The sequence below is a fragment of the Streptomyces sp. Wb2n-11 genome, assembly GCF_001049855.1.
GTDB classification, from domain to species: domain Bacteria; phylum Actinomycetota; class Actinomycetes; order Streptomycetales; family Streptomycetaceae; genus Streptomyces; species Streptomyces altiplanensis.
This window is the reverse complement of record NZ_CVPB01000001.1, coordinates 3,578,051-3,604,010: the sequence shown is the minus strand read 5'-3', so window position 1 is coordinate 3,604,010 and position 25,960 is coordinate 3,578,051. Positions and strand designations below refer to the sequence as shown.

Genomic DNA, 25,960 nt, shown 5'->3' with positions numbered 1-25,960 from the left:
GGAGCGCTCCCCGCCCCGGCGCGCGCCCGTGGCTCACTCCGTGGCGCGCATCCCCCGTGAAGGTGAGTTGGGACCTCTTCGAGGCGTGGACCACTTGGCAGGGCAGCACCGGTCAACAAGTGCCAATGGCTCGCCTTTCCCGTCAATTACCTTGTAATCCAAGGTGATTAACGCGTTAAGCCCTTGCAGAAACGTACCTGCCAACGACTGCATATGCACCCGCCCTGACCACCCGCCCGAGCCCTACTATCGGCTCGCCATGACAGCAGCAGGGAAGCATCAGGTGAGCCGGACGGAAACCCACCGGCGGAGCACCCGGCCAGGACGAGCGGGCATTCGGGACGTCGCCGCCGCGGCCGGTGTCTCCATCACGACGGTCTCGGACGCGCTCAACGGCAAGGGCCGGCTCCCGGACGCCACCCGCAGCCACGTCCGCGAGGTCGCCGAGAGACTGGGCTACCGCCCCTCCGCGGCGGCCCGGACCCTCCGTACCGGCAAGTCGGGCCTCATCGGTCTGACCGTGACCACCTACGGGGATGAACCTTTCGCCTTCACCGAGTTCGCCTACTTCGCCGAGATGGCCAGAGCCGCGACGTCCGCCGCGCTCGCCCGCGGATACGCCCTCGTCATCCTCCCCGCCACCTCCCGGCACGACGTCTGGTCGAACGTGGCCCTCGACGGCACCGTCGTCATCGACCCGTCCGACCAGGACGCGGTCGTCACCGAACTCGTACGCCAGGGCCTTCCCGTCGTCTCCGACGGCCGGCCCGCCGGCACCCTGCCCGTGACCGCCTGGGTCGACAACGACCACGAAGCAGCCGTCCTCGGCCTGCTCGACCACCTCGCCGACGCCGGCGCCCGCCGCATCGGACTGCTCACCGGCAACACCACCGACACCTACACCCGCCTGTCCACCGACGCGTACCTGCGCTGGTGCGAGCGCGTCGGCCAGGACCCGGTGTACGAGTCCTACCCGGCCCACGACCCGTGCGCGGGGGCCGTCGCCGCCGACCGGCTGCTCGCCCGCCCGGACCGGCCCGACGCCGTCTACGGGCTCTTCGACCCCAACGGCACCGACCTGCTCGCCGCCGCCCGCCGCTACGGACTGCGCGTACCCGAGGACCTGCTGCTCGTCTGCTGCAGCGAGTCCACCGTGTACGCCGCCACCGAACCGCCCGTCACCACGCTCTCACTGAAGCCGCGCAGGATCGGCACGGCCGTCGTCCAGCTCCTCATCGACGCCATCGAGGGCATCAACACCGACGGTCCCGTCGAGCAGGTCATACCGACCGAACTCATCGTCCGGACGTCTTCACAGCGCCGGCCGCACCGCACCAAAGTGAGCCCACCGCGTTCACCTTCCAGGGACTGACCTCCTCAATTCGGACGAAACCACCGGCGAACCGCGTACGCGTCCGGATTCACCACCCCTGGTGCGTCACAGAGCACGAGCCGCATTCCTATGATGGGCGCACGACACTGCGGACCCACCACGACCAGGTGAGGCCGGAAGGTGTACGGCGGCGCGCGACGGTGGTGGAGGGGTCGATGACACAGGGGGCCGGTCAGGGACCCGCAGTGCGGACGGCTACATTGCGGGACTTCCGCGTACCGCCGTACGCACAGGCCCCCATTCCCGCGCACACGCCGCACCCGCACGCCTTCGGGAGCGCCTACGCCCCCGACGAGGAGCCGGAGGGGTACACCCCCACGCAGCGTGACCTGCCGGTGATCAGCCGCGGCGGCCCGGGCGACACGGTCCAGGTGACCGCACAGACCGGGCTCGAGCCACAGCCGGCCGCCGGCGAAGGACTCGGTCCGCTCTTCGTCGTGGGCGATGTGCACGGCTACCTCGCCGAACTGCTCGCCGCCCTCGCGGAACAGGGGCTCATCGACGCCGAAGGCCGCTGGGCCGCCGGCAACGCCCGGCTCTGGTTCCTCGGCGACTTCACCGACCGCGGGCCCGACGGCATCGGCGTCATCGACCTGGTGATGCGGCTGTCCGCGGAGGCCGCGGCCGCCGGCGGTTACTGCAAGGCCCTCATGGGCAACCACGAGCTGCTGCTCATCGGTGCCAAACGGTTCGGCGACACCCCCGTCAACTCCGGTGCGGGGACGGCGACCTTCCAGGCCGCCTGGCTGCTCAACGGCGGCCAGAAGTCCGACATGGACCGCCTCCAGGACGTACACCTCCAGTGGATGTCCCGTCTCGACGCGGTCGCACTGGAGGACGCGCACCTGCTGACGCACTCCGACACGACGGCCTACCTCGACTACGGCCACACCATCGAGGACGTGAACGACACCGTCCACGACATCCTCACGCGCAACGACGCCGACGAGTGCTGGGACGTCTTCCGCAAGTTCACCAAACGCTTCGCCTTCCGTGACGAGGGCGGCGCCCAGGCGGTGCGCGAGTTGCTCGGCGCGTACGGCGGCGAACGCATCGTCCACGGTCACAGCCCCATTCCCTACCTGCTGGGAGAGGTGGGCAACGAGAGCGCGGACAACGGCGACGAGAACGCGGGGCCGATCGTGGAAGGACCTCACGTGTACGCCGACGGGCTCGCCATCGCCATGGACGGCGGCGTGACCATGGCCGGAAAGCTGCTGGTGGTCCAGCTCCCCCTGCGCGACTGAACCCCGCCGGGGAGGACGCGGCCATATACACGCCGCACTTACCACTGCGCCAATTTCCGGAAACCCCCTGTCACCCCGTGCTCTGAGCGCTCTACCATCGGCTTATCCGTAGCAGGCTCTCCTCCGTTTCCGCCCAACTGCCCGCCCGGAGCGGGCTGTCCGGCCCTACGGAGCATCGGGGGATGCACATGAACAGCAGCGCTCCGCACCTGCTGGCCGAAGACCGCCCGGCATTCGAAGGCGTTCTCGACGAGGCACTGCGCACCGCTCGTCACCGTCCGGATCCGGCCGCTGCCGGGCAGCGGCTCACCACCGCGCAGCTGCGCACCATGGCGTTGGACGCCAGCGCGCTCATCGCCGCCGCCGCGGCCGCCGAGTACGACCACTACGTGAGGGTCCGCGAGGAGGTACGCACACCTCCGGCGGCGGCCGGCCGCGCCGGCCCCGTCCTCACCATGGGGGAGAGCGCCGAGACGACGGGCGCGGGCGCCGTCGCCGTCGTCGCCGTCCTGACGCCGCTGCTCGCGGGGACCGCCGCGGCGATCTTCCTGATCGTCGGCTACCTGCTCACACTGCTCACGCCCGAACCCGCCTTCGCCCGGACACTGCTGACGGTGGGCTGGCTCTTCGGAGCGCTCACGGCGGTGGGCATCCTGGTCGCCGCGGCCGGACTGCTGCTGACAGCTCTGCGCAACGGCTCGCCGGCGTTCTCCGAAGACCGGGGAAACGGGCTGCCCGAAGAGGTCGCCCGGGCCAGGGAAGCCTGGCGGCACGCCCTGCTGGAACGGGGCGTCGTACCGTTCCTGCGCGAAGCCCTGGCCTGTGCGGCGCCGGACCCGCCCGGCCCGGGGCCGCACCGGTCCGCCGGCCGCACCCCCGACCTGGGGTACTCACGGCCCGACTACAGCAGTCCGGGCCCGCACGGCGGCACCACGCCGGGGCCGCGCCCGAGCTTCTCCAGCCCGGACTTCTCTGGCCCCGACTTCGGCAGCCCGGGCCACACACCCGAGTGAGCCCTACAGCCGGCGCACCGCCTGCGCCTCCGCGCGTTCCACCGACGCAGGGCCGTGGACACGGACCAGCACCAGGTGGAACAGCGCCGGGACCGGCGGCGCCCACCACTCCATCGGCCACATCGATTCCTCCCGTGCCGGGGAGCACGGGCGGAAAAGGTCACGTGGCGGAACGCTCCTGCCTGTTCTGTTGCCGCCCGGCCGGCGGGCCCCGCCCCCGACAGGGGCCCGCCGGGCACTCAGTCGGCGATCGGCAGGTACACCCGGTTGCCGGCGGCGGCGAACTCCTTGGACTTCTCCGCCATACCCGCCTCGATCTCGTCCTGCGTGCCGCCGTGCTCACGCCGGATGTCCTGGCTGATCTTCATCGAGCAGAACTTCGGCCCGCACATGGAGCAGAAGTGCGCGGTCTTCGCCGGCTCGGCGGGCAGCGTCTCGTCGTGGAACTCCCGCGCCGTGTCCGGGTCCAGGGCCAGGTTGAACTGGTCCTCCCAGCGGAACTCGAAGCGGGCGTCCGACAGCGCGTCGTCCCACTCCTGTGCCCCCGGGTGCCCCTTGGCGAGATCCGCGGCATGGGCCGCGATCTTGTACGTGATGACACCGGTCTTCACGTCGTCCCGGTTGGGCAGACCCAGGTGCTCCTTGGGCGTGACGTAGCAGAGCATCGCCGTGCCCCACCACGCGATCATCGCCGCCCCGATGCCGGAGGTGATGTGGTCGTACGCCGGGGCCACGTCCGTCGTGAGCGGACCGAGCGTGTAGAAGGGGGCCTCCTCGCAGATCTCCTGCTGGAGGTCGATGTTCTCCTTGATCTTGTGCATCGGGACGTGGCCCGGACCCTCGATCATCGTCTGCACGTTGTGCCGCTTGGCGATCGTGTTGAGTTCCCCGAGCGTCTTCAACTCGGCGAACTGCGCCTCGTCGTTGGCGTCCGCGATCGAACCGGGCCGCAGGCCGTCGCCGAGCGAGTACGTCACGTCGTACGCCGCGAGGATGTCGCAGAGCTCCTCGAAGTTCTCGTACAGGAAGCTCTCCTTGTGGTGCGCCAGGCACCACGCGGCCATGATCGAGCCGCCGCGCGAGACGATGCCGGTCTTGCGGCGGGCGGTCAGCGGGACGTACGGCAGGCGCACGCCGGCGTGGACCGTCATGTAGTCGACGCCCTGCTCGGCCTGCTCGATGACCGTGTCCTTGTAGATCTCCCAGGTCAGCTCCTCCGCCCGGCCGTCGACCTTCTCCAGGGCCTGGTAGAGCGGGACGGTGCCGATCGGCACGGGGGAGTTGCGCAGCACCCACTCGCGGGTGGTGTGGATGTTGCGGCCGGTCGACAGGTCCATGACCGTGTCGGCGCCCCACTTGGTCGCCCAGGTCATCTTGTCCACCTCCTCCTCGATGGAGGAGGTGACCGCCGAGTTGCCGATGTTGGCGTTGACCTTCACCAGGAACCGCTTGCCGATGATCATCGGCTCGATCTCCGGGTGGTTGACGTTCGCCGGCAGGACCGCGCGGCCCGCCGCGATCTCGTCCCGTACGACCTCGGGCGCCACGTTCTCCCGGATCGCCACGAACTCCATCTCGGGCGTGATGTCCCCGCGACGGGCGTACGCGAGCTGTGTGACCGCCTGGCCGTCGCGGCCCCGGCGGGGCTGGCGCGGACGGCCCGGGAAGACCGCGTCGAGGTTCTTGAGGCCCCCGCGCGGCGAGGTGTGCTTGATCCCGTCGTCCTCGGGGCGGACCGGGCGGCCCGCGTACTCCTCGGTGTCGCCGCGTCCGATGATCCAGTTCTCGCGCAGTGGCGCGAGTCCGCGGCGTACGTCCGTCTCGACGGTCGGGTCGGTGTACGGGCCGGACGTGTCGTAGAGCGTCACGTCCTTCCCGTTGGTGAGGTGCACCTGACGGACCGGCACGCGGAGGTCCGAACGCGAGCCCTCGGGCCCCGCGACGTACCCCTTGTGCCAGCCCGGCTTGCGGCCGTCCTGGCCGGTGGCAGGCGTGTGTGCATCCGCTGTGGTCATGAGACCTACTCCCTACGCCGGCATTACCCGGTAACAGGTTCGGCGGTCGGCGCAGCGGCTTCCGTACGTATGTCCGTACGGAGGTCAGCGCCCTCTCAGCCCGGTGCTCCGAGCTCCCGCGTGTGCAAAGGTGCCCCCACGCTAGCGTCATCTCTGGCGCGCTGACCAGAGGGCCCCCTCCGTTCTTGCGATGATCGGTCGGTGACGTCCCCCCAGCCAACGCCCGAAATCCATGGCCACACCCACAGCCACGGGCCCGCCGCGCCCGTCTCCCAGCACCTGCGCAAGGTCATCGCGGCCGTGCTGATCCCCTTCGCCACGGCCGTTTTCGTCGGCCTCGTCGTGCTCTGGCCGGGCGGCGCGCCCGAGCACGAGCGCACGGGTGTCGGTTTCGACCGGCAGACCGTGTCGGGCAAGGTGACGGATGTGCAGCAGGTCGACTGCAAGGACGTGAACGCCGCCCAGGTGCCCCCTACCGGCGACACGTCCACGCCGTCCGGTCGCGAGGCCCAGCAGGCCCAGCAGGGCACCTGCGAGCGGGCCACGATCGAGGTCACGTCCGGCAAGGACGAAGGCCGCACGTTCACCGAGATCGTCCAGCCCGACGCGCCGAGACAGCTGAACGAGGGTCAGGGCGTGGTGGTGGCGTACGCGCCCGACGCGCCCCGCGACCTCCAGTACTCGGTGACCGATGTGGACCGCGGAATCCCGATGGCCCTGCTGGCCGGGATCTTCGCGCTCGCGGTGATCGTCGTCGGCCGGATGAAGGGCCTGATGGCACTGATCGCGCTCGCCGTGTCCTTCGCGATCCTGACGCTGTTCATCCTCCCCGCGATCCTCCAGGGATCGAATCCGCTGATCGTCGCGGTCGTCGGGGCGAGCGCCATCATGCTCATCGCGCTCTACGCCTGCCACGGCCTGACGGCCCGTACGTCCGTCGCCGTCGTCGGCACGCTCATCTCACTGCTGCTGATCGGGCTATTGGGATCGCTCTTCATCGGGTGGGCGTTCCTGAGCGGCAACACGGACGACAACACCGGGCTGATCCACGGCCTCTACCCGGACATCGACATGAGCGGCCTGCTGCTCGCGGGCGTCATCATCGGCTCGCTCGGCGTGCTCGACGACGTGACGGTCACCCAGACGTCGGCGGTCTGGGAACTCCACCAGGCGGACCCGTCGATGGGCCCGCGCGCCCTGTACCGGGCCGGCATCCGCATCGGCCGCGACCACATCGCGTCCGTCGTCAACACGCTCGTGCTGGCGTACGCGGGCGCCGCACTGCCCCTGCTGCTGCTCTTCTCGATCGCACAGAGCAGTGTCGGCACGGTCGCCAACAGCGAGCTGGTCGCGGAGGAGATCGTACGGACACTGGTCGGCTCGATCGGCCTGGTCGCGTCGGTGCCGGTGACCACCGCGCTCGCGGCGCTGGTCGTCTCGGCCGACCGGCCGGGGTCCGGCGGGACCGCTGCGGCTCTCCCCGCACGTGGCGGCGGCAAGGGCCGGCGCCGCAAGCGCTGAAGCAGCCCTGCGCCCCTTTCGGCCCTTGCGCCCCTTGCGGCCGGAGCCCACTGCCGGCGCCTTCAGCCGGCGCTCTGCTCCTCGGCGAGGATCCGGTCGAGCGCGTCCTCCAGGTCCCCGTCGAAATCCCCGCGGGTGCACTCCTGCCCCAGGGGCACGAGCCGGTCCGTACGGTCCAGGAACGCCACCAGCGGGGCCGCGCTCGCCCGGAACAGCGCGCGGTCCCCGGCGACCTGGAGCCGGATGTGCACGTCCATGAGCCCGTCGGGACCGGTCGGCTCGATGTGCACATCACCTTCGCCGCACGGCATGTTGAGACCGTCGAGAAGCAGCTCCCGGCCGAACGCCCAGGTGACGGGGGCGTCGCCGGGCAGGTGGAACGTCATCCGCACCGCGTACGGATCCCTGGTCACGTACCGGAGCTCCACCGGGATCCGGAAGGAGAGCTCCTCCGAGACAAGGAAGCTCATCATGACGTCTGCCTGAACCGACTCGCGCATGCTCAACCCCGCACTAGTGAGACTGGCCAGGAATCGTTCCCCCTGGCCCTCTTGACGCCATGGTGCTCGAAGCAGTACCAGATCACAAGGAGTGATATTTCAGATACTGATAGAGAACGCGAACGAGCCGAGCAACACTTCCACCGCACTGCGTAGTTGTGTGATCGCGCAGAGCAACCGGTGCTCCTGGTCGACGGGGAGGGAAATGGCCATCGTGGCGGCGGTGGAACCGACGGTGATCGGAATGGCCGCGCAGACGGATCCGACCGCGTACTCCTGGCGTTCCACGACCGGGCGCATCCGTTCCGTCGCTGCCAGACGGTCGAGCAGGGTCTCCCGGTCACGCACCGAATGCGGTGTGAGCGGCTCGACCGGATGACGGGCCAGGTGGTCCCGGCGGGACCTCTCGTCGAGCTGGCTCAGCAGGCACTGGCCCAGCGCGTGGGCGTGACAGGTCGCACGGAAGTCGGCCCACTCCTCCACGGCGGGTGACGACGGGTCCTCCGCGACCGCGACGAGTTCGATCTCGCCTTCGCGGTAGAGGGCGAAGTAGACGGCGACGCCGATCGCGTCCCGCCAGTGCTCCAGCGAGTCCGTGATCATGCCGCGACGATTCTGCCGCGCGCCCGAGCACGTCAGCCGCCCGACCGCCTCGCCGAGGACGAACACCCCTTGCTGGCGGCGCAGATAGCCCTCGTGCGCCAGCGTGCGCAGCAGGTGATAGGTGGTCGGGAGGGGAAGGCCGGCCTCCCTGGCCAGCTGCTTGGCCGGGGCCCCGTCGGTATGGGCGCCCACCGCCTCCAGCAGACGAAGGGCGCGCTGCACCGAACCGATCAGGGTCGGGGCAGCGGCGGTGTGTGCCGTGGCCACAGGACTCACCCCCAGGCGTGGTGACGGGCTGTGCGCCCGCCTGCGGGGGCCGCCCCCGCGAGTTCGCCGCGGGCCTGGGCCGATGGAGTGGGGATCGCCCTTGGCCGGCGCGGTTGCCGGGCCACGGGTCCCAGGGGCGGCGGAGAATCGTTACCCTAACCGCCCGCCCCGGGCGCGCAGGAGGTTTGCCACCCGGGTCCCCCGAGTGGGCTAACGGCCCTGCGGAGGGCGCCCGAACGGCGTACGCACGGCGTTCGGGAGGCGTACCGTACGGCGCGTTCGGTCTACCGGTCGCCGCCCGACGAGGACGACGCCATGAACTTCCGCACGACGTAGATCAGGCCACCGACCAGGGCGACGAAGACCAGCACCTTGAAGAGAAGACCGATCAACAGACCGATCGCGCTCAGGATGGCGCCGCCGAACACCACCAGAGCGATGACGGGCACCGCGACCCACTTCACCCACCACGGCATCCCCGCGAATATCTCCCGCACGGCCATCGCCTTGCCTCTTCCCGCTCGAAGCTTTCTTCCTGACCCCGATGCTAGGGGCGGAAGGACGGCCCACGAAGGCTCCGGAGCCCTTGAAGACCCCTGATCGGCCCCCTAGGGAACCCCGACTTCCGGATCAGCTCTCGGGCGGGGAGAAGACGACCATCACCCGCAGGTCCTCGCTGATGTGGTGGAACTTGTGGGGCACCCCGGCCGGTACGTACACCACACTGCCCCGCCCCACCTGCGTCGTCTCCATGCCGACGGTGATCGACGCGCGCCCGCTGACGACGAAGTAGACCTCGTCCTCACGGTGCGGCTGCTGCGGGTCGCTCTCGCCCGCGTCCAGGGCGTACAGCCCGACCGACATGTTCCTTTCCCTCAGGAACTGCAGATACGCACCCTCGTTGGCGGCGCGCTCCGCCTCCAGTTCGTCCAGCCGGAATGCCTTCATCGTCCGTCCGCCCCTCGGCCCGTCGTACGCCGGTGTCCGGCGCCGATCATGTCTGCCACGATCAGACACATGATGAATTTCGTAGTCAAGACGATCGCCAACGCGGCGGCCCTGGCGGTAGCCGTCTGGCTCTTCCAGGACATCACGCTGACCGGCGACAGCACCGGCGACAAGGTGCTGACGCTGATCGTCGTCGCGCTCCTCTTCGGCCTGGTGAACTTCCTCGTCAAGCCCGTCGTGAAGCTGCTGACACTGCCGCTCTTCATCCTCACGCTCGGCCTGATCACACTGGTGGTCAACGCGCTGATGCTGCTGCTGACCTCCTGGCTGGCCGACACGTTCGACCTCGCCTTCCGCGTCGAGGGGTTCTGGACGGCCCTGCTCGGCGCCCTCGTCATCAGCGTCGTCTCGTGGGCGATGAACGTCATCCTGCCCGACAAGGACTGAACCATGAGCACCATGAACAGCCGCACCGGCGACGGCACCCGGGCGGTACGGGCCGGACTGCCCGACCCCGTCGCGTACGAACCGACCCTCCCGGGGCCGGTCTTCGCCGCGCACTACCACCTGCCCGGCGAGCCGACCGGACCGTACACCTACGGACGCGACGAGAACCCCACCTGGACGCATCTGGAACGGGCCATCGGCGAGCTGGAGGCACCGGAGGAGACGGGCGTCGAGACGGTCGTCTTCGCCTCCGGCATGGCCGCCGTCTCCGCGGTCCTCCTCTCGCAGACGCGGGCCGGCGACACGGTGGTCCTGCCCTCCGACGGCTACCAGGCACTCGCGCTCGTACGCGAACAGCTGGAGGCGTACGACGTGCGGGTGCGCACCGCGCCGACCGGCGGTGACGCGCAGCTCGGCGTACTCGACGGGGCCCGGCTCCTGTGGATCGAGACGCCGTCCAACCCCGGGCTCGACGTGTGCGACGTCCGCAGACTCGCGGACGCGGCGCACGCCGCAGGGGCCCTGGTCGCCGTCGACAACACCCTCGCCACCCCGCTCGGCCAGCGCCCCCTGGAGCTCGGCGCGGACTTCTCCGTGGCCAGCGGCACCAAGGGCCTCACCGGCCACGGCGATGTCCTGCTCGGCTACGTGACCTGCCGCGACGCGGAACTCGCGGCGCGGGTACGGCGCTGGCGCAAGGTCGTCGGGGCGATCCCCGGGCCGATGGAGGCCTGGCTGGCGCACCGTTCCCTGGCCACTCTCCAGCTGCGCGCCGACAAGCAGGGCGCGAACGCGCTGGCCCTCGCCGAGGCGCTGCGCGAGCACCCCGCCGTGAGCGGGCTGCGCCACCCCGGGCTGCCCGGCGACCCGTCGTACACCGTCGCCTCGCGCCAGATGCGCCGCTTCGGCTCCGTCGTGTCCTTCACGCTGCCCGACCGCGGGTACGCGGAGCGCTTCCTGGACGGACTGCGGCTGGCCGAGGACGCGACCAGCTTCGGCGGGGTGCGGTCCACCGCCGAGCGACGCGCACGGTGGGGCGGCGACGCCGTGCCGGAGGGCTTCGTCCGGTTCTCCGTCGGGGCCGAAGACCCCGAGGACCTGGTGGCGGACGTACTGCGCGCACTCGACGCGGCCGCCCCCTGACGCGTCCCCTGCGTACGGCGGACGGTCCGAGTCTCCCCCCTCATGACTCGGACCGTCCCGGTTCCACACGCGAAGAACCGCGCAATCAAAACTAGTTGACTCTGCGTCAGTGTCCAATCACAGTAACGGCAGAGACCTATCGACATATTTATAGTTGTGACCGTCGGCGACTTCGCCGGGACGGGAGGGCGCGCCGTGGACCTGGCTCTGCTCCGCACGTTCGTCACGGTGCACCGGGCCGGTTCCTTCACCCGCGCCGCCGCCCTCCTCGGACTGTCGCAGCCCGCGGTGACCAGCCAGATACGCACCCTGGAACGCCAGTTGGGGCGCCCGCTGTTCCTCCGCCAGGCCCGCGGCGTCACGCCCACGACCGTCGGCGACGAGCTGGCGCACCGGGCGGCGCCGCACCTGGACGCGCTCGTCGAGATCACCGAGGCCGGACTCGACGAACAGTCCGGCGTACGGACCCTGCACCTCGCGGGGCCGCCGGAGTTCACGTCCGTACGCGTCCTGCCCACGCTCTCCCCGCTCATCGCCCAGGGCCTCGCGCTGCGCATCTCCTTCGGCAACGCCCAGGAGACCCTGGAGGGCCTCGCCGCCGGCCACCACGACCTGGCCATCTCGACGGACCGGCCGCGCGGCACCCTGCTCACCGGAAGCCCGCTCTGCGACGAGGAGCACGTCCTGGTGGCCGCTCCGCGCTGGGCCGGCAGGATCGGCCCCGGACTGCTGCGCCGCAAGGGGCCGCAGGTGCTGGAGCACCTGCCGGTGGTGGAGGTCCACGAGTCGCTGCCGCTGGTCACCCGCTACTGGACCACCGTCTTCGACGCCCGGCCGGCCGCGGCGGGCACCGTCATCGCGCCGGACCTGCGGGCGGTGCTGCACGCCACGGCCGCGGGCGCCGGGCTCGCCGTCCTGCCGAGGTATCTGTGCGAGGAGGCCCTGGAGCGGGGGGAAGTGGTGGCGCTCCTCGACCCGCCGGTGCCGCCGCTGCGGACCTACTTCCTGGTGGTGCGCACCGGCACTCTCACCCTTGCGCACATCGCGCGGGCACACGAGTGGCTGCTGCGCGCCGCCACCGACTGGTGCTGAGCGGGCCCGTACCCGGCGGACAACAGCGGTGCGGGAGTTTCAGAACGGGCGGAGCGGGCCACTGTACTGCCATGACCGGCACCTCTTTTCCCGAGGGAACCACCCCCGCGCCGCCGAGGCCCGTGGTCAAGCGCACCGCACGTGCCATCCTGCTCGACGGTGACGACCTGATCCTCATCAAGCGCACCAAGCCCGGCGTCGACCCGTACTGGCTCACGCCGGGCGGCGGCGTCGAACCGGAGGACGCCACTGTCGTCGACGCCCTGCACCGCGAGGTCGACGAGGAGCTCGGCGCGAAGATCTCCGACGTGGTGCCCTGCTTCGTCGACACGGTCGAGCACATCGCGGACGGCGGGGTGACGGGCGTGAAAGTGCAGCACTTCTTCGTCTGCCGGCTGGAGTCCATGGACCCCGCGCGCAGACACGGGCCCGAAGTCGACGAACCGCGCGGAGAGTACGAGATCGTGCGGGTGCCCTTCAGCCGGGTCGGGATCGCGGCGGTGCACCTCGTACCGCTGTCGCTGCGGCACTACCTGGACGGCAACATCGAGGGCGTACGGGCGATGCACGCCCACGACCTGGGGTGACGGGCCCGGGGACTTGAGGGCCCGGCCCCGGGTCCGGGCTAGTCGCCCGCCGCCACCAGCTCTTCGAGGGAGTCGTGGCGGATGCGGTCGCCGGGGATCCCGAGCTTCCTGAGTGCGTCGATGCCGCTGCGGATCATGCCGGGCGGGCCGGAGAGATAGGCGTCGTAGGAGTTCCACGGGCCGTGCTCGATCACCGCGTCCGGGAACTGCGTCCTGCCGTCGACCACCGGGCGCACGGACAGCCACGGGTGCGACTGCTGGAGACGCAGCATGGTGTCGATGTCGTACAGGTCGTCGTCGCTGCGCGCACCGTAGAAGACGTCGACGGGGCGGCGCGCGCCGTGCTCGGCCACGTCCTCGACGAGCGCCTTGATGGGGGCGATGCCGGTGCCTCCGCCGAGGCAGAGCAGGCCGTTGTCAGTGGTGTGGTCGACGGTCATCGAACCGGCCGGGGGGCCGAGGCGCACGGTGTCGCCGGGGCGGGCGCGGTGGACCAGGGCGTTGGAGACCCAGCCGGCCGGGACCGCCTTGACGTGGAAGGACAGCAGGCCGTCGGGTCGGGGGGCCGCGGCGAAGGAGTAGTTCCGCCAGATCCGCGGCCACCAGGGGGTTTCCAGGCTCGTGTACTGGCCGGCCAGGAACGGGTAGGGCTGGTCGGGGCGCAGGGTGATGACGGCTATGTCGGGGGTGCGTAGATCGTGCGAGACGACTTCGGCCTGCCACCAGGCGGGCGCGCGGAGCTCGTTCTCGGCGGCCGCGTCGATCATGACCTGGGAGATCGCCGTGTACGTACGGATCCACGCGGCCTCGGACTCGTCGTCCCAGGTGGTCGTCGCGTAACGGGCCAGCGCGCCGAGGAGGGCCTCGCCGACCGCCGGGTAATGGACGGCCTGGGCGCCGTACTTGCGGTGCCCGCGTCCCAGGTTGCTGAGGTACTCGGTGAGCACGGGCCCGTTGTCGATGTGCTCGGCGGCGGTGAGCAGCGCCTTGAGGAGGCGGTCGCGCTGGGTGTCCATGGCGGCGGGGAAGAGCACGCGCAGATCGGGATGGCGGGTGAAGAGGAGTGCGTAGAAGTACGACGTGACCTTGCCGGCGTCGGGGCCGATGTCGGCGAGGGTGCGGCGGATGAGGGCGGCGTCAGGAGAAACGGGGGCGGCGGGCGCCGCGGGCACGGTGGGCGCAGTGGGCACTTCGGGGGCCGCCGGCGCCGCGGAGGCTACCGGCGCTGCGGGCGGGACGTCGGAGGCCGGGGCGGAGACGTGGGCGGGCTGGGGGCGCGATGCGCCGGTACCCACCGGGCGTATCGTGGACACCGGACGGCTGGGACCCGGTATCCGGCCCTGGCCGGTCTCGGAGCCTTGGCCGGGCGGCTGCCGAAGCCCCGCGTCCGGCTTCTTGCGCGGCTTGAACCAGCCGCCGCCGTCACTGGAGGTGCCGCTGTCGGCCGACGTGGTGGTCGGAGCGTCCATAGATGTGCCTCGCCTCGAACATCTCTCGGTCGGTCTTTGCACTTCCGGGACCGGAACGTGCTCGCAATTCCCCGCTCTGCTACTGGCCTGTGCTTCAGTTCTGCCGATGTCGACTGCCCACATTAATCGCGCCGCTGTCACCATTCGGGGTGACCCGGGCAAAAATGTGACATTGACCGCAGTTCCCGTTGTTGCAGCATGGCAGGCACCGCTCTCGCATCGGACAAAGACCAGGAAGTCCGGGCATCCGAGCCCGTTCTCCGGTTAGGCTGCTTTGCCCCCACGTCTTAGGACACCAAGGCACAGGGAGTAAACCGGAGTCGACCCTACCGGCGGTAGCCCGGCACACAAGCCCCCTGCCCTGCTGCTCGTACCCTCCAATTCGCGCTCCCCCACGGCTATTCCGGAATTACCGGCAGGACCGCATCAGTTACCAGTGCGTACGCCTCGCGCAGATCTCCACCCCGGTAGGTGAGTACGGCAAGGTCCGAAACGTGGTGATCCGCGTTGACGGCCACGGAAAGCGGAACCGCCGCGAAGATCTCCGCGTCCGACATCGAATCCCCGTAAGCGACGCAGTCGCTCCGCCCCAGCCCGAATTTTTCGCAGAGCCGGTCTGCGATCTTCACCTTCGCAGACGCGTTCAGGATGCCCGCCCGTTCCACCGGCTCCAGAAAAGGCACCGCGGGCCAGCGGGAACCGTGCGCGGCATGCGCGCCCCAGGCCAGCAGCCGCTCCACGAAGAAGTCCGGCGAAAGGGAGATGACGGCGCAGTACTCACCACGCGAGCGGATGTCCGACCACACCTCCTCGATGCCCGACAGCCACGGCGCACCTTCGAAGGCCGCCGTCACCTGCGCCTGCGTGAGCTGTGCCCACAGCGCTCTGGCCTGTACGGCGAACTCGTCGGGCGCCAGGCCGTACAGCAGAAAATCCCGTTCCAGCTTGGCGATCTCGGTGCTCACACCCAGCTGACGGGAGATCTCGACGGCCGCCGCCGAGCCTCGCATCAGCGTTCCGTCGAGATCGAAGAGGTGAAGTCGCGTCATGTACGCCGAGGCTAGTACGCGCGGTTACTCCCTCTGCCAGACGCCGGACCGGCCCCTCACCCGGCACCGTGTTTCACGTGAAACCACTCTCACGCCCCGCACGCCGGGCGCTCCTCGCCACACATGTCGCCGCCTCCGTGGGCCGGCTCGGCCTCAGCGTCGGACTGCTCGCCCTCGGCATCACCGCCTGGACGACCGGGTCCGCTGCCATGACGCGGACCGCCTGCACCTCCATGAAGGTCTTCGGTGAATGGCTGGTCACACCGGCGGCGCTGCTGTCCCTGACCACCGGGCTGGTGCTCTCCCTCGGTACGCCGTGGGGTCTGGTCAGGCACCGCCGGGTGTGGGTGAAGTCCTGGCCGACTCTCGTCACCGGCGCCGCGACGATCTTCGTGCTGCGCCCCGGGATCAGTGCGGCCGCGGCCCTGGGCCTTCCCGACATCAGCCTGGTCGCCGCACCGGCCGTCGCCTCCACGGCCTACTTCTTCATGACCGCGATCTCGGTCCTCAAGCCCTGGGGGGCTCACTCGCCGCGGTCGACTTCTCCGAGCCGTCTCCTCCTCTTCACGTAAAGCGGTGGACGCGCGATCGATGCGTCAGCCAGCCTGATCCAATGCCGACTTCCCTCGCCGATCTGCCTGTCCGCCGCCTGACCCTGGGCGATCTCACCGCCTGCGCCGACCTCTCGGAAGACCGGGGCTGGCCGCGCGAGGAGCACAAATGGGGCCTGCTGCTCGCTTCCGGCGCCGGTTACGGCATCGACGCACCGGAAGGAAAAGGCCTCGTCGCCGCGAGCGTCCTCACCTCGTACGGACCCGGACTCGCCGCGATCGGCATGGTGCTCGTCGCCGAACGTCACTCACGGCAGGGCGTCGGCCGCCGCGTGATGCGCCACCTCGTCGCGGAAGCCGGAGACACCCCCCTCACTCTGCACGCCACCCCCAACGGCCGCCCGCTCTACGAGGAGCTCGGCTTCACCGTGACCGGAAGGGCCGAAATGGTCTGCGGCCACTTCCGTCCGTCCGGCTCCCCGGCCGGAGTACCGACCCGCCCCGCCACCGCCGACGACCTGCCCGCGATCCTGCGCCTGGACACCGAGGTCTTCGGCCTGGACCGCACCCCCGTGCTCACACGGTTGCCCGCCTTCGCCGACCAGATCCGGGTCGCCGAGGACAAGAACGGCATCATCGGGTACGCCGCCGCCTGGCCCAACATGCACACCCATGTCGTGGGTCCGCTGATCGCCAGAGACACGCAGACCGCCAAGGCACTGGTCACCTCCCTGGCCGCCGGCACGGACCGCCCCTTGCGCACCGACATCGACGTACGCCACGAGGAACTGCTGGCGTGGGTGAAGGCCTGTGGCCTGGAACCGGTCGCCTTCAACGACGTGATGACCTGCAAGATCCCCGCCCTCCCCGGCGACTGGACCCGCCGCTTCGCCCCCCTGACAGTCGCGGCGGGCTGACGGCGGGCCCGTGTCCGGGGCCGGGTCCGGCTACCGGCCGAGGGCCTCGACGGCGGCGGTCGCGAACCCGTGGTCCTGGTCGGGCGCTCCGCCGCCCACACCGACCGCACCGATCAGACGGCCGTCACGGCGGACGGGTACTCCTCCGGCGATGAACAGGAGCGGGCGCTCCAGCGCGGTCGGCAAGGTGTGGAAGAGCCCGCCGGGCTGGACCGCGTCGACCAGACCGGCGGTCGGGGCGTTCAGCTGGAGTGCGGTGTACGCCTTGCGCGTGCTGGTCTCACCGGCGATCAGCACGGCCCGGTCGTCGCGCCGGAAGGCCAGCAGGTGACCGCCCGCGTCGAGAACGGTGACAGCGACCGTGATACCGGCCTCTTCTGCCGCGCGTCGGGCCGCATCGACGAGTGCTTCGGCGTCCTGGATGGTCAGCGGGACGACGGCGGTGGCGGTCGCGGTGGTCGTGGTGCCCATGAGGGAACTCCTTGGTTGTTCGGGAGGTGGTTCGGCCGGCTGGTCCGGCTGGTCCGGCCGGCCGGCTGGTTCAGTGAAGGGCGTCAGCGGCAGCGGTGGCGGCGGCCGGTCCGGAGGCTGATCCCGCGACGATCCGGCTGCGGTCCTCCGTGCGGCGCTCCAGGGCGCCGGACAGGAACGCGAGGCCGAGAGCCGAGGCGGCGAGCACCGCGCCGACCCAGTTGGGAGCGGTGTAACCGAGTCCTGCCGCGATGACGAGGCCGCCGAGCCAGGCGGCGAGCGCGTTGCCGAGGTTGAACGCGCCGATGTTGACGGCGGAGGCGAGAGTGGGAGCGCCCGCGGCCTGGTCCAGTACGCGCTTCTGAAGCGGCGGAACGGTGGCGAAGCCCAGCGCGCCGATCAGCACGATCGTGACCGCCGCCGCGATCTGGTGGTGCGCGGTGACCGTGAAGAGGGCCAGGACCACGGCGAGAGCGCCCAGAGACACGTACAGCAGCGGCATCAGCGCACGGTCCGCGAACTTGCCGCCGACCAGGTTGCCACCGACCATGCCGAGCCCGAAGAGAACCAGCAGCCAGGTGACGGACCCGGCCGAGTAGCCGGCGACGCCGGTCATCATCGGCGCGAGGTAGGTGATCGCGGCGAAGACACCGCCGAAGCCCAGCACGGTCATCGCCATGGCGAGCAGCACCTGCACATTGCGGAAGGCGGCCAGCTCGTGGCGCAGCCGTACGCCCTCGGGCTTCGGCGTCTCCGGTACGAGCCGGGCGACGCCCGCGAGACCGAGCACCCCCAGCGCCGCCACCGCGGCGAAGGTGAGCCGCCAGCCGTAGCTCTGGCCGATGAACGTGCCGAGCGGGACGCCCACGACGTTGGCGACGGTGAGGCCGGTGAACATCATGGCGATGGCTCCGGCCTTCTTCTCCGGGGCCACCAGGTCGGCCGCGACGATCGACCCGATGCCGAAGAACGCGCCGTGTGCGAGGGACGCGACCACACGGCCGGTGAGCATCACACCGAACGAGGGAGCGAGCGCCGAGAGCAGGTTGCCCGCGATGAACAGTCCCATCAGCAGCATCAGCATGCGCTTGCGGGAGATCCGGGTGCCGAGGACCGACATCAGCGGAGCACCCAGTACGACACCGAGGGCGTAGCCGCTGACCAGGTAGCCGGCGGTGGGGATCGAGACACCGAAGTCGATGGCGACCTCGGGCAGCAGGCCCATGATCACGAACTCTGTGGTGCCGATCCCGAACGCCCCGATGGCGAGGGCGAGGAGCGCGAGTGGCATGGCCAGACCTTCCGAATAGATTGCACATGCACCTTAAGAGCGTCCACAATAATTGCAGACGCGGGATAAGTGCAAGCGCGGGCTATTGCGCTTGTCGTCTATCCTGGTTTCCGGGCTCCAGCGGCTCCGGACAAGGAGAGATCCATGACAGCGACAGACCCCGCCCTGACCGCGCTCTCCCAGGGCTGGTGCGCCCTCTCCCTGCTGCACGGCAGGATCGACGCCCACATCGAAAAGGCCCTTCAGAGCCGCCACGGCCTGAGCGTGCGCGAGTACTCGCTCCTCGACGTCCTCAGCCGCCAGCACAACGGCACCGGCGGACACCTGCAGATGAAGCAGGTCGCCGACGCCGTAGTACTGAGCCAGAGCGCCACCACCCGCCTGGTCACCCGCCTCGAGGACCGCGGCCTGCTGACCCGCTACCTCTGCGACACCGACCGGCGCGGCATCTACACCGACGTCACCGAAGCCGGCCTGGCCCTGCTCGCCGAGGCCCGGCCCACCAACGACGCCGCACTGCGGGAGGCTCTCGACGAGGCCGCGAAAAACCCCGAGCTGGCCCCCCTGGTCAAGGCCGTCGAAGAACTGCGGATGCCCGTGCCGACTGCGTAATCTGCGCTCCATGAGCGATCTTGAGATACGCCCCGCAGCCCCCGGTGACCTCCCGTCGATCGTGGCCATGCTCGCCGACGACCCACTGGGCGCCCGGCGCGAGTCCCCCGACGACCTCGCCCCGTACACCGCCGCCCTCGCCCGGCTCGCCGACGACCCGAACCAGCACGTGGTCGTCGCCGTACGCGAGGGCCGAGTCGTCGGCACACTGCAGCTCACCGTCATACCCGGACTGTCCCGGCGCGGCTCCACCCGCTCGGTCGTCGAAGGCGTACGCATCCATGCCGACGAGCGCGGCAGCGGCCTCGGGACACAGTTGATCGAGTGGGCGATCGACGAATCCCGACGCCAGAACTGCCAGTTGGTGCAACTGACCTCCGACGCCACCCGCACCGACGCCCACCGCTTCTACGAGCGGCTCGGCTTCGAAGCCTCCCATGTCGGATTCAAGATGAGCATCTGACAACCGTTCTTTTGTCCGATTCGGCTCGTCGTCCCGCTCGAACGGACCCGAGGGCTCAGAAGGAGACGCGTCAGAGAGCCGACGAATTCACCCTGCTGGAATCCAGGACCCACAGCCCGGTTCCACGTGAAACATCACAGCGCACGCCAGCCGCCTTCGTCCACACCCCCGGGAACCACATCCCCCGGCTCGTACGGCTCACGCGTGAAGACGAACGATCCCAGGTCGAGATGGCTCACCGAGCCGTCCTCCCGCCGTACCACCCGGAGCGTCTCCCCCAGGTAGTAGCCGTCGAGACCGGTCCAGGTCCCGTCCGGCCGGGCGGCGAAGCGCGAGCCCCGGCCGCTGCCCCGCAGCGGCTGGAGCTCCAGCGCGCGGTCGGCGCCAAGGGAGAGGGCGTACGACGACGTGCCCCAGAACCATGGGCCTGTCAGCGTCAGCAGCTCCTGGTCGACTTCGGCCAGCGGCCGCCAAGGTTCCGGGATGCGCGGCTCGGCCTCGACGACGATACGGATCAGGTCGGCCGCCACCGCCGGCGCGGACACCCCCGACGTGGCGTTGACGAGCGCGACCGCGGCCACCCCGTCCTCCACGCTCATCCACAGACCCGCGACGAAGCCCGGCAGCGAACCCGTGTGCCCCACCAGCGTCCGTCCACCGCCGTGGACGATCTGCATCCCCAGCCCGTAACCGCCGCCCGCCTCTCCGGGACCCGCCGGAGCGGCGGGCGTGCGCATCTCCCGTACGGACTCGGCACTCAGCACCTTCTCGTCGCCCGCCGCGAGGAACGCGGCGAAGCGGCAGAGATCGGCGGTCGTCGACCAGAGCTGACCGGCCGGAGCCATCACCCCGAGATCCACGGCCGGTTCGGGCAGCATCACGTCCGCCCACGGATGCACGGCCCAGCCACCGGCATGCGGGGCCTCGGGTTGCACACTCGTACGGCGCATGTCCAGCGGCTCAAGAACCTCGCGCCGCAGGACGTCGGCCCAGGAATCCCCGCGTACGGCCTCGACGAGCCGGCCGAGCAGCGTGTAGCCCGGGTTGGAGTAATGGTGAACACGCCCGACGGGATGCATGCGCGGCTGCTCGCCCAGCACATCACCGAGTTCGGGACGCAGGGAACCCGGGGTCCGTTCCCACCACGGTCCCGGAGTCTCCGCCGCCAACCCCGCGGTGTGGCTCAGCAGTTGGGCAACGGTCACCTCACCCACCCCCGTCCCCGGGAGGTGCTTCTCCAGGGGGTCACCGAGGTCGAGCAGGCCTTCGTCACGCAGCCGCATCACCAGCACAGCGGTGAACGTCTTGGTGATCGAACCGATCCGGTACTGCGTACCGGCATCCGGCCCGTGCCCGTCGACCGAGGTACGAGAGCCCGTCCAGACGGTCTGCCCGCCACGGGCCACCGCGGCGACGAGCGAGGGCGCCCTGCCTTCGGCCTGTGCGGTGGCGATGCGGTGCAGAAGGGCACGTTGCGTACCGGGAAGCAGCTCTTCGAGCGGTGAGGTCATGGTCAAGACCTACCGGCACGGTCTCACCCCGTCGACCTCTTTTCAGAAGGTTCGGTTGCGCGTTCACCATTTCGCTGCCGCAGGACGGGCCCGTGAACACGTGCCCGGCCCGGCGGACGCCGCGACACCGTTCGACGCCGGCACCGGTCGGCCGGGCGAACTCGGGCGTCATGGCGGCGGCCGTCTTCGGATGCGGATCCGTCTCGCCTTCCCTCCCCAGGCGCTGAAGGGTGCGGCCGAGCAGGAGCCGCGCGTAGGAGTCGTCCGGTGCGTCGACGATCAGCTGTTCCAGCACGTCACAGGCGCGTGTCAGCTGGGACTCGGCCGGCGCAGGCACCGGGCCTCCTCGGGCGTCTCGCGGCTACTGCCCATGCCGGACCGGGGGCAATGCCACCTGAACGAGTGGTGGCAAAGGCCGGCGATTCTCCGTCCCGTGCCAGTCAGGCCGGTCAGATGACATCGCGCCTGAGAAAATGACACGGCATTTGAGGACCTACGGGTTGTGGGGTCTCGCCGCTCGTGGCATGTCGATCTTGCGTGACCTGGGCGTTCCTGGCTGTCCTACAGTCTTGTCACCCATGATCAGTCTCAAATCCGTGGCATTTCCTCGCGAGGGCGAGGTCGAGATCAGGCGGCTTGCCCGTGTCGGCCGAGTACACCACGCTGAGCCCCGAGCACGAGGACTACCGGCGAGCCCAGATCGCGCACCGATGAGTTTCCCGCGCCGCGCTGGTCTCTACGTCGGACACCCACGCACGGAAGGCTGGGCCGTGCGGAGACTGATCTACGGCATGAACCTGACCCTGGACGGCTACATCGCCGCGGCCGGCGATGACATCGGCTGGAGCGGACCGCCGAGCCACGAGCTGTTCCAGTGGTGGCTCGACCACGAGCAGGCGAGTGGCCTGTCGCTGTACGGGCGCAAGCTCTGGGAGACCATGAGCTCCTACTGGCCGACCGGCGACCAGCAGCCCAACGCCACCCCGGTGGAGATCGAGTCCGCGCGGAACTGGCGGGACACGCCGAAGGTGGTGTTCTCCTCGACGATCGACAAGGTCGACTGGAACACCCGCCTGGTCACCGGCGACGCCATCGCCGAGATCACCCGGCTCAGGGCCGGGGACGGCGGCCCAATGAACATCGGCGGCGCAACGCTCGCCGGGGCGGCCCTGCGCGCCGGGCTGATCGACGAGTACGTGATCGCCACCCATCCGGTCCTGGTGGGCGGCGGCACGCCGTTCTTCACCGCGCTGGACAGCTGGGTGAACCTGAACCTGGTGGAGACGCGGACGTTTCCCGGCGGCGTGGTCCTGACCAGGTACGAGACGAGGCGCTGAGCAGCTTCCCGCTGTCGTGCGTAGGGGCCGGTGAAGGCTTGCGGAGGAATGGGGAAGAGCCTCGGCTTCGTCAGCGGCGCGTAGGGCGGTCCGGTGGCTGGCTCCGCCGCGTGGCCGGAGGGGGATGCTAAGACGGCATATGTGCCGCCTATGTGCCATCGGAGATGAGATGGTGCCGCGAGACCTGAGACCCTGCACACGGGTACGTCACGTCTGCGCCATGTCCACGAAGCGCGAGTAGTGGCCCTGGAACGCCACTGTGATCGTCGCCGTCGGGCCGTTGCGGTGCTTGGCGACCATCAGGTCCGCCTCACCGGCGCGCGGCGACTCCTTCTCGTACGCGTCCTCGCGGTGCAGCAGGATGACCATGTCGGCGTCCTGCTCGATGGAACCTGATTCACGCAGGTCGGAGACCATCGGCTTCTTGTCGGTCCGCTGCTCGGGACCACGGTTCAGCTGCGACAGCGCGATCACCGGGAGCTCCAGCTCCTTCGCCAGCAGCTTGAGGTTTCGGGACATGTCCGAGACCTCCTGCTGACGGCTCTCCGCCCGCTTCGAACCACCGGACTGCATCAGCTGCAGATAGTCGATGATCACCAGCTTCAGATCATTGCGCTGCTTCAGCCGACGGCACTTCGCCCTGATCTCCATCATCGACAGGTTCGGCGAATCGTCGATGTAGAGCGGCGCCTGGGAGACATCCGGCATACGCCGTGCCAGCCGCGTCCAGTCCTCGTCCGTCAGCGTGCCCGAACGCATGTGGTGGAGTGCCACCCGGGCCTCGGCCGACAGCAGGCGCATCGCGATCTCGTTGCGCCCCATTTCGAGGGAGAAGATCACGCTGGGCAGGTTGTTCTTGATCGAGCAGGCCCGCGCGAAGTCCAGCGCCAGCGTCGACTTGCCCATGGCGGGACGGGCCGCGATGACGATCATCTGGCCCGGGTGCAGGCCGTTGGTCAGCGAGTCGAAGTCCGTGAAACCGGTCGGCACGCCGGTCATCTCGCCGGTGCGGGAACCGATCGCCTCGATCTCGTCGAGCGCGCCCTCCATGATGTCGCCGAGCGGCAGGTAGTCCTCGCTCGTGCGCTGCTCGGTGACGGCGTAGATCTCGGCCTGGGCGGCGTTGACGATGTCGTCGACATCGCCGTCGGCCGCGTATCCCATCTGCGTGATCTTCGTGCCCGCCTCGACCAACCGGCGCAGCACCGCCCGCTCGTGGACGATCTCGGCGTAGTACTCCGCGTTGGCCGCGGTCGGCACGGTCTGCACCAGGGTGTGCAGATACGAGGCGCCGCCGACCTTCGTGATCTCGCCGCGCCTGGTCAGCTCGGCGCCCACCGTGATGGGGTCGGCCGGCTCGCCCTTGGCGTAGAGGTCGAGAATCGCCGTATAGACGGTCTCGTGGGCCGGGCGGTAGAAGTCGTTGCCCTTGAGGATCTCCACCACGTCGGCGATGGCGTCCTTCGAGAGCAGCATGCCGCCGAGAACGGACTGCTCGGCATCGAGGTCCTGCGGGGGCACCCGCTCGAAAGCGGGGGAGCCGCCCTCCCAGCCACCGCTCTCGCCGCCGCGGTCGTGCTGCTCGTCGCGGCCCCGGCCTTCGCCACGGCGCCGACGGGAAGGCAGACGGTCACCGGGACCGCTGTCGGTCCAGGGGTCGTCCAATGGCTCGGAAATACTCACCGGGCCACCTCCTCCCGTCCGCTTCGCGGACCTCGCTGTGCCACTCTTTCTTACGGCACGGCTCTGACAAATGAGATGCCCGACTCCAGTTCCGGCGCATCGAGTTCGACGCGCGTCCAGGGCCGGAACAGAAGGCGGGCGCCGCACCACGGTAGGCCCGCGGACAGCCTCAGCCAATCTGGTTATCCACAGGCCCTGTGGAAGAAAGACCAGTTGCTGTGGAGAACTCCCCAGAACCTGTGCACGGACCGGGGGACAGCACTGTGGACAAACTCATAACGGCCCCGCCCACACCACCTTGACCTGCCTTTTCTCCATCCACTGGCTGTGGGGAAGAAAAACTTTGCCATCCGGTTCAAGATCAGAACAAACGGCACACACCCGGATCCGGAAAGCGCCCGCACGTAAGGATCGCAGTGCCATTGCATCACTTACCTGTGGAAGATTAGATTAGACGCATGACTCAGGCCTCCACGGCAGCCGGGACCAGCCGACGCCGACATGACCGCGAGATCATCGCACTCGCCCTCCCGGCCTTCGGCGCCCTGGTCGCCGAGCCGCTCTTCGTGATGGTCGACAGTGCCGTCATCGGCCACCTCGGCACCCCGCAGCTCGCCGGCCTCGGCATCGCCGCCCCACTCCTGATGACCGCCGTGAGTGTCTTCGTCTTCCTCGCCTACGCCACCACCGCCGCGGTCTCCCGTCGTGTCGGTGCGGGCGACCTCGCGTCCGCCATCCGTCAGGGCATGGACGGCATCTGGCTCGCACTGCTCCTCGGTGCCGCAGTGGTCGCGGTCGCCCTGCCCGCCGCCCCCTGGCTCGTCGACGCCTTCGGCGCCTCCGACACGGCGGCCCCGTACGCCATCATCTATCTGCGGATCTCCAGTCTCGGCATCCCCGCCATGCTGGTCGTACTTGCGGCCACAGGCGTTCTGCGCGGTCTCCAGGACACCAGGACCCCTCTCTACGTCGCCATCGGTGGCTTCACCGCCAACGCGGCCCTCAATGTGGGTCTGGTGTACGGCGCCGGGCTCGGCATCGCCGGTTCCGCGTGGGGCACCGTGATCGCCCAGTGCGGAATGGCTGCCGCCTATCTCGCGGTGGTGGTGCGGGGTGCCAGGGCCCACGGCGCGTCCCTGCGTCCCGACGCCGCAGGCATACGGGCCTGCGCACAGGCCGGCGCACCCTTGCTGATCCGTACACTCTCGCTGCGCGCCGTCCTGATGATCGCCACTGCGGTGGCCGCCCGGCTCGGTGACGCGGATGTCGCGGCCCATCAGATCCTCCTGTCCCTGTGGAGTCTGCTGGCCTTCGCCCTCGACGCGATCGCCATCGCGGGTCAGGCGATCATCGGGCGTTATCTGGGCGCCAATGACGCCAAGGGTGCGCAGGAGGCATGCCGGCGGATGGTGCAGTGGGGCATCGTCTCCGGGGTGGTGCTCGGGGTGCTGGTCGTGGTGTCACGGCCGTTGTTCATCCCTCTGTTCACCAGCGATCCGGTGGTACGGGACATGCTCCTGCCCGCATTGCTGGTGGTGGCCGTGTCCCAGCCGGTCTCGGGCATCGTCTTCGTACTGGACGGTGTACTGATGGGAGCGGGCGACGGTCCCTATCTGGCGTGGGCCATGCTGGTGACGCTGGCGGTCTTCGCACCGGTCGCTCTTCTCGTGCCGGTGATCGGCGGCGGGCTGACCGCTCTGTGGTGGGCGATGACGCTGATGATGGCGGTCCGGATGGTGACGCTCCTGCTGCGCACCCGCTCGGGCCGGTGGGTCGTCACGGGCGCCACGCGCTGAGAGCTGCGTTTCACGTGAAACAGCGAAGGGCCGC

At 69.7% G+C, this 25,960-nt stretch carries 24 protein-coding genes, 1 pseudogene and 1 riboswitch; of the genes and pseudogenes, 14 read left to right on the top strand and 11 right to left on the bottom strand.

Translation table 11 applies throughout. The features are described from left to right. Nucleotides 1–259: 259 nt before the first annotated feature. The 3 genes from BN1555_RS16390 to BN1555_RS16380 all read left to right on the top strand — a co-directional run bounded on the left by BN1555_RS16390 (nucleotide 260) and on the right by BN1555_RS16380 (nucleotide 3,653). The gene (locus BN1555_RS16390; RefSeq protein ID WP_093800090.1) at nucleotides 260–1,372 is read left to right on the top strand and encodes a LacI family DNA-binding transcriptional regulator; all 1,113 of its coding nucleotides are present in this window, start codon (nucleotides 260–262) and stop codon (nucleotides 1,370–1,372) included. A gap of 176 nt (nucleotides 1,373–1,548) precedes the next feature. Then, nucleotides 1,549–2,640 carry a metallophosphoesterase gene (locus tag BN1555_RS16385; protein WP_093800089.1) on the top strand — a complete coding sequence of 364 codons (1,092 nt, stop codon included), beginning with the start codon at nucleotides 1,549–1,551 and terminating at the stop codon, nucleotides 2,638–2,640. 182 nt (nucleotides 2,641–2,822) lie between these two features. Next, nucleotides 2,823–3,653: a hypothetical protein gene (locus BN1555_RS16380; RefSeq protein ID WP_093800088.1), complete on the top strand. Its 831-nt coding sequence runs from the start codon at nucleotides 2,823–2,825 to the stop codon at nucleotides 3,651–3,653. A gap of 239 nt (nucleotides 3,654–3,892) precedes the next feature. Here BN1555_RS16380 and thiC read toward each other — a convergent pair whose 3' ends face one another. After that, a complete protein-coding gene (thiC, locus tag BN1555_RS16375) occupies nucleotides 3,893–5,668 on the bottom strand; it encodes a phosphomethylpyrimidine synthase ThiC (RefSeq protein ID WP_093800087.1) in 1,776 nt (591 codons plus the stop codon). After that, a riboswitch (TPP riboswitch) is annotated at nucleotides 5,661–5,798 on the bottom strand. It overlaps the preceding gene by 8 nt. Before the next feature lie 71 nt (nucleotides 5,799–5,869). On the opposite strand from thiC, the gene BN1555_RS16370 reads away from it, so the two are divergent. Beyond that, a complete protein-coding gene (locus tag BN1555_RS16370) occupies nucleotides 5,870–7,189 on the top strand; it encodes a YibE/F family protein (protein WP_093800086.1) in 1,320 nt (439 codons plus the stop codon). 62 nt (nucleotides 7,190–7,251) lie between these two features. Here BN1555_RS16370 and BN1555_RS16365 read toward each other — a convergent pair whose 3' ends face one another. The 4 genes from BN1555_RS16365 to BN1555_RS16350 all read right to left on the bottom strand — a co-directional run bounded on the left by BN1555_RS16365 (nucleotide 7,252) and on the right by BN1555_RS16350 (nucleotide 9,507). Then, the gene (locus BN1555_RS16365; protein WP_093800085.1) at nucleotides 7,252–7,689 is read right to left on the bottom strand and encodes an SsgA family sporulation/cell division regulator; all 438 of its coding nucleotides are present in this window, start codon (nucleotides 7,687–7,689) and stop codon (nucleotides 7,252–7,254) included. Nucleotides 7,690–7,788: 99 nt separating this feature from the next. Further along, entirely contained in the window at nucleotides 7,789–8,559 is a 771-nt protein-coding gene (locus BN1555_RS16360) for an IclR family transcriptional regulator (protein WP_093800084.1), read from the bottom strand. Nucleotides 8,560–8,843: 284 nt separating this feature from the next. Further along, entirely contained in the window at nucleotides 8,844–9,056 is a 213-nt protein-coding gene (locus BN1555_RS16355; RefSeq protein ID WP_093803432.1) for a DUF5326 family protein, read from the bottom strand. 133 nt (nucleotides 9,057–9,189) lie between these two features. After that, nucleotides 9,190–9,507, bottom strand: a complete 318-nt coding sequence (locus tag BN1555_RS16350) for a cupin domain-containing protein (RefSeq protein WP_093800083.1) — start codon at nucleotides 9,505–9,507, stop codon at nucleotides 9,190–9,192. Between the two features lie 69 nt (nucleotides 9,508–9,576). Here BN1555_RS16350 and BN1555_RS16345 point away from each other — a divergent pair, with 69 nt between their 5' ends. From BN1555_RS16345 to BN1555_RS16330, 4 genes are all read left to right on the top strand, one after another. Then, nucleotides 9,577–9,954, top strand: coding sequence for a phage holin family protein (locus BN1555_RS16345; RefSeq protein WP_093800082.1), 378 nt, complete (start codon nucleotides 9,577–9,579; stop codon nucleotides 9,952–9,954). Between the two features lie 3 nt (nucleotides 9,955–9,957). Then, entirely contained in the window at nucleotides 9,958–11,097 is a 1,140-nt protein-coding gene (locus BN1555_RS16340; RefSeq protein WP_093800081.1) for a cystathionine gamma-lyase, read from the top strand. A 195-nt stretch (nucleotides 11,098–11,292) separates the two neighbouring features. Then, a complete protein-coding gene (locus BN1555_RS16335; RefSeq protein ID WP_093803431.1) occupies nucleotides 11,293–12,189 on the top strand; it encodes a LysR family transcriptional regulator in 897 nt (298 codons plus the stop codon). A 71-nt stretch (nucleotides 12,190–12,260) separates the two neighbouring features. Beyond that, the gene (locus tag BN1555_RS16330; RefSeq protein WP_093800080.1) at nucleotides 12,261–12,776 is read left to right on the top strand and encodes an NUDIX domain-containing protein; all 516 of its coding nucleotides are present in this window, start codon (nucleotides 12,261–12,263) and stop codon (nucleotides 12,774–12,776) included. Between the two features lie 38 nt (nucleotides 12,777–12,814). On the opposite strand, the gene BN1555_RS16325 is transcribed toward BN1555_RS16330, so the two are convergent. Next, the gene (locus BN1555_RS16325; protein WP_093800079.1) at nucleotides 12,815–14,245 is read right to left on the bottom strand and encodes a globin domain-containing protein; all 1,431 of its coding nucleotides are present in this window, start codon (nucleotides 14,243–14,245) and stop codon (nucleotides 12,815–12,817) included. Nucleotides 14,246–14,643: 398 nt separating this feature from the next. Continuing rightward, nucleotides 14,644–15,294 carry an HAD family hydrolase gene (locus BN1555_RS16320; protein ID WP_093800078.1) on the bottom strand — a complete coding sequence of 217 codons (651 nt, stop codon included), beginning with the start codon at nucleotides 15,292–15,294 and terminating at the stop codon, nucleotides 14,644–14,646. Nucleotides 15,295–15,371: 77 nt separating this feature from the next. Between BN1555_RS16320 and BN1555_RS16315 the strand changes: the two are divergent. Together BN1555_RS16315 and BN1555_RS16310 are read left to right on the top strand one after the other, a co-directional pair. Further along, nucleotides 15,372–15,903: pseudogene (locus BN1555_RS16315) on the top strand (DUF2269 domain-containing protein). Between the two features lie 4 nt (nucleotides 15,904–15,907). Further along, a complete protein-coding gene (locus BN1555_RS16310; protein WP_093800077.1) occupies nucleotides 15,908–16,762 on the top strand; it encodes a GNAT family N-acetyltransferase in 855 nt (284 codons plus the stop codon). A gap of 30 nt (nucleotides 16,763–16,792) precedes the next feature. Here BN1555_RS16310 and BN1555_RS16305 read toward each other — a convergent pair whose 3' ends face one another. Beyond that, on the bottom strand, nucleotides 16,793–17,233 hold the full coding sequence (locus tag BN1555_RS16305) for a GlcG/HbpS family heme-binding protein (protein WP_093800076.1): 441 nt from the start codon (nucleotides 17,231–17,233) through the stop codon (nucleotides 16,793–16,795). 70 nt (nucleotides 17,234–17,303) lie between these two features. Further along, a complete protein-coding gene (locus BN1555_RS16300) occupies nucleotides 17,304–18,524 on the bottom strand; it encodes an MFS transporter (protein ID WP_093800075.1) in 1,221 nt (406 codons plus the stop codon). Between the two features lie 144 nt (nucleotides 18,525–18,668). Here BN1555_RS16300 and BN1555_RS16295 point away from each other — a divergent pair, with 144 nt between their 5' ends. Both BN1555_RS16295 and BN1555_RS16290 read left to right on the top strand, forming a co-directional pair. Continuing rightward, on the top strand, nucleotides 18,669–19,136 hold the full coding sequence (locus tag BN1555_RS16295; protein WP_093800074.1) for a MarR family winged helix-turn-helix transcriptional regulator: 468 nt from the start codon (nucleotides 18,669–18,671) through the stop codon (nucleotides 19,134–19,136). 10 nt (nucleotides 19,137–19,146) lie between these two features. Continuing rightward, nucleotides 19,147–19,599: a GNAT family N-acetyltransferase gene (locus BN1555_RS16290; RefSeq protein ID WP_093800073.1), complete on the top strand. Its 453-nt coding sequence runs from the start codon at nucleotides 19,147–19,149 to the stop codon at nucleotides 19,597–19,599. A gap of 134 nt (nucleotides 19,600–19,733) precedes the next feature. Here BN1555_RS16290 and BN1555_RS16285 read toward each other — a convergent pair whose 3' ends face one another. Continuing rightward, on the bottom strand, nucleotides 19,734–21,110 hold the full coding sequence (locus BN1555_RS16285; RefSeq protein WP_093800072.1) for a serine hydrolase domain-containing protein: 1,377 nt from the start codon (nucleotides 21,108–21,110) through the stop codon (nucleotides 19,734–19,736). A gap of 770 nt (nucleotides 21,111–21,880) precedes the next feature. On the opposite strand from BN1555_RS16285, the gene BN1555_RS16280 reads away from it, so the two are divergent. Beyond that, nucleotides 21,881–22,447, top strand: coding sequence for a dihydrofolate reductase family protein (locus tag BN1555_RS16280; protein ID WP_093800071.1), 567 nt, complete (start codon nucleotides 21,881–21,883; stop codon nucleotides 22,445–22,447). 207 nt (nucleotides 22,448–22,654) lie between these two features. On the opposite strand, the gene dnaB is transcribed toward BN1555_RS16280, so the two are convergent. Then, the gene (gene dnaB, locus BN1555_RS16275) at nucleotides 22,655–24,112 is read right to left on the bottom strand and encodes a replicative DNA helicase (RefSeq protein ID WP_176710278.1); all 1,458 of its coding nucleotides are present in this window, start codon (nucleotides 24,110–24,112) and stop codon (nucleotides 22,655–22,657) included. Between the two features lie 476 nt (nucleotides 24,113–24,588). Between dnaB and BN1555_RS16270 the strand changes: the two genes are divergently transcribed. Beyond that, the gene (locus tag BN1555_RS16270; protein WP_093800069.1) at nucleotides 24,589–25,926 is read left to right on the top strand and encodes an MATE family efflux transporter; all 1,338 of its coding nucleotides are present in this window, start codon (nucleotides 24,589–24,591) and stop codon (nucleotides 25,924–25,926) included. Nucleotides 25,927–25,960: the final 34 nt, after the last annotated feature.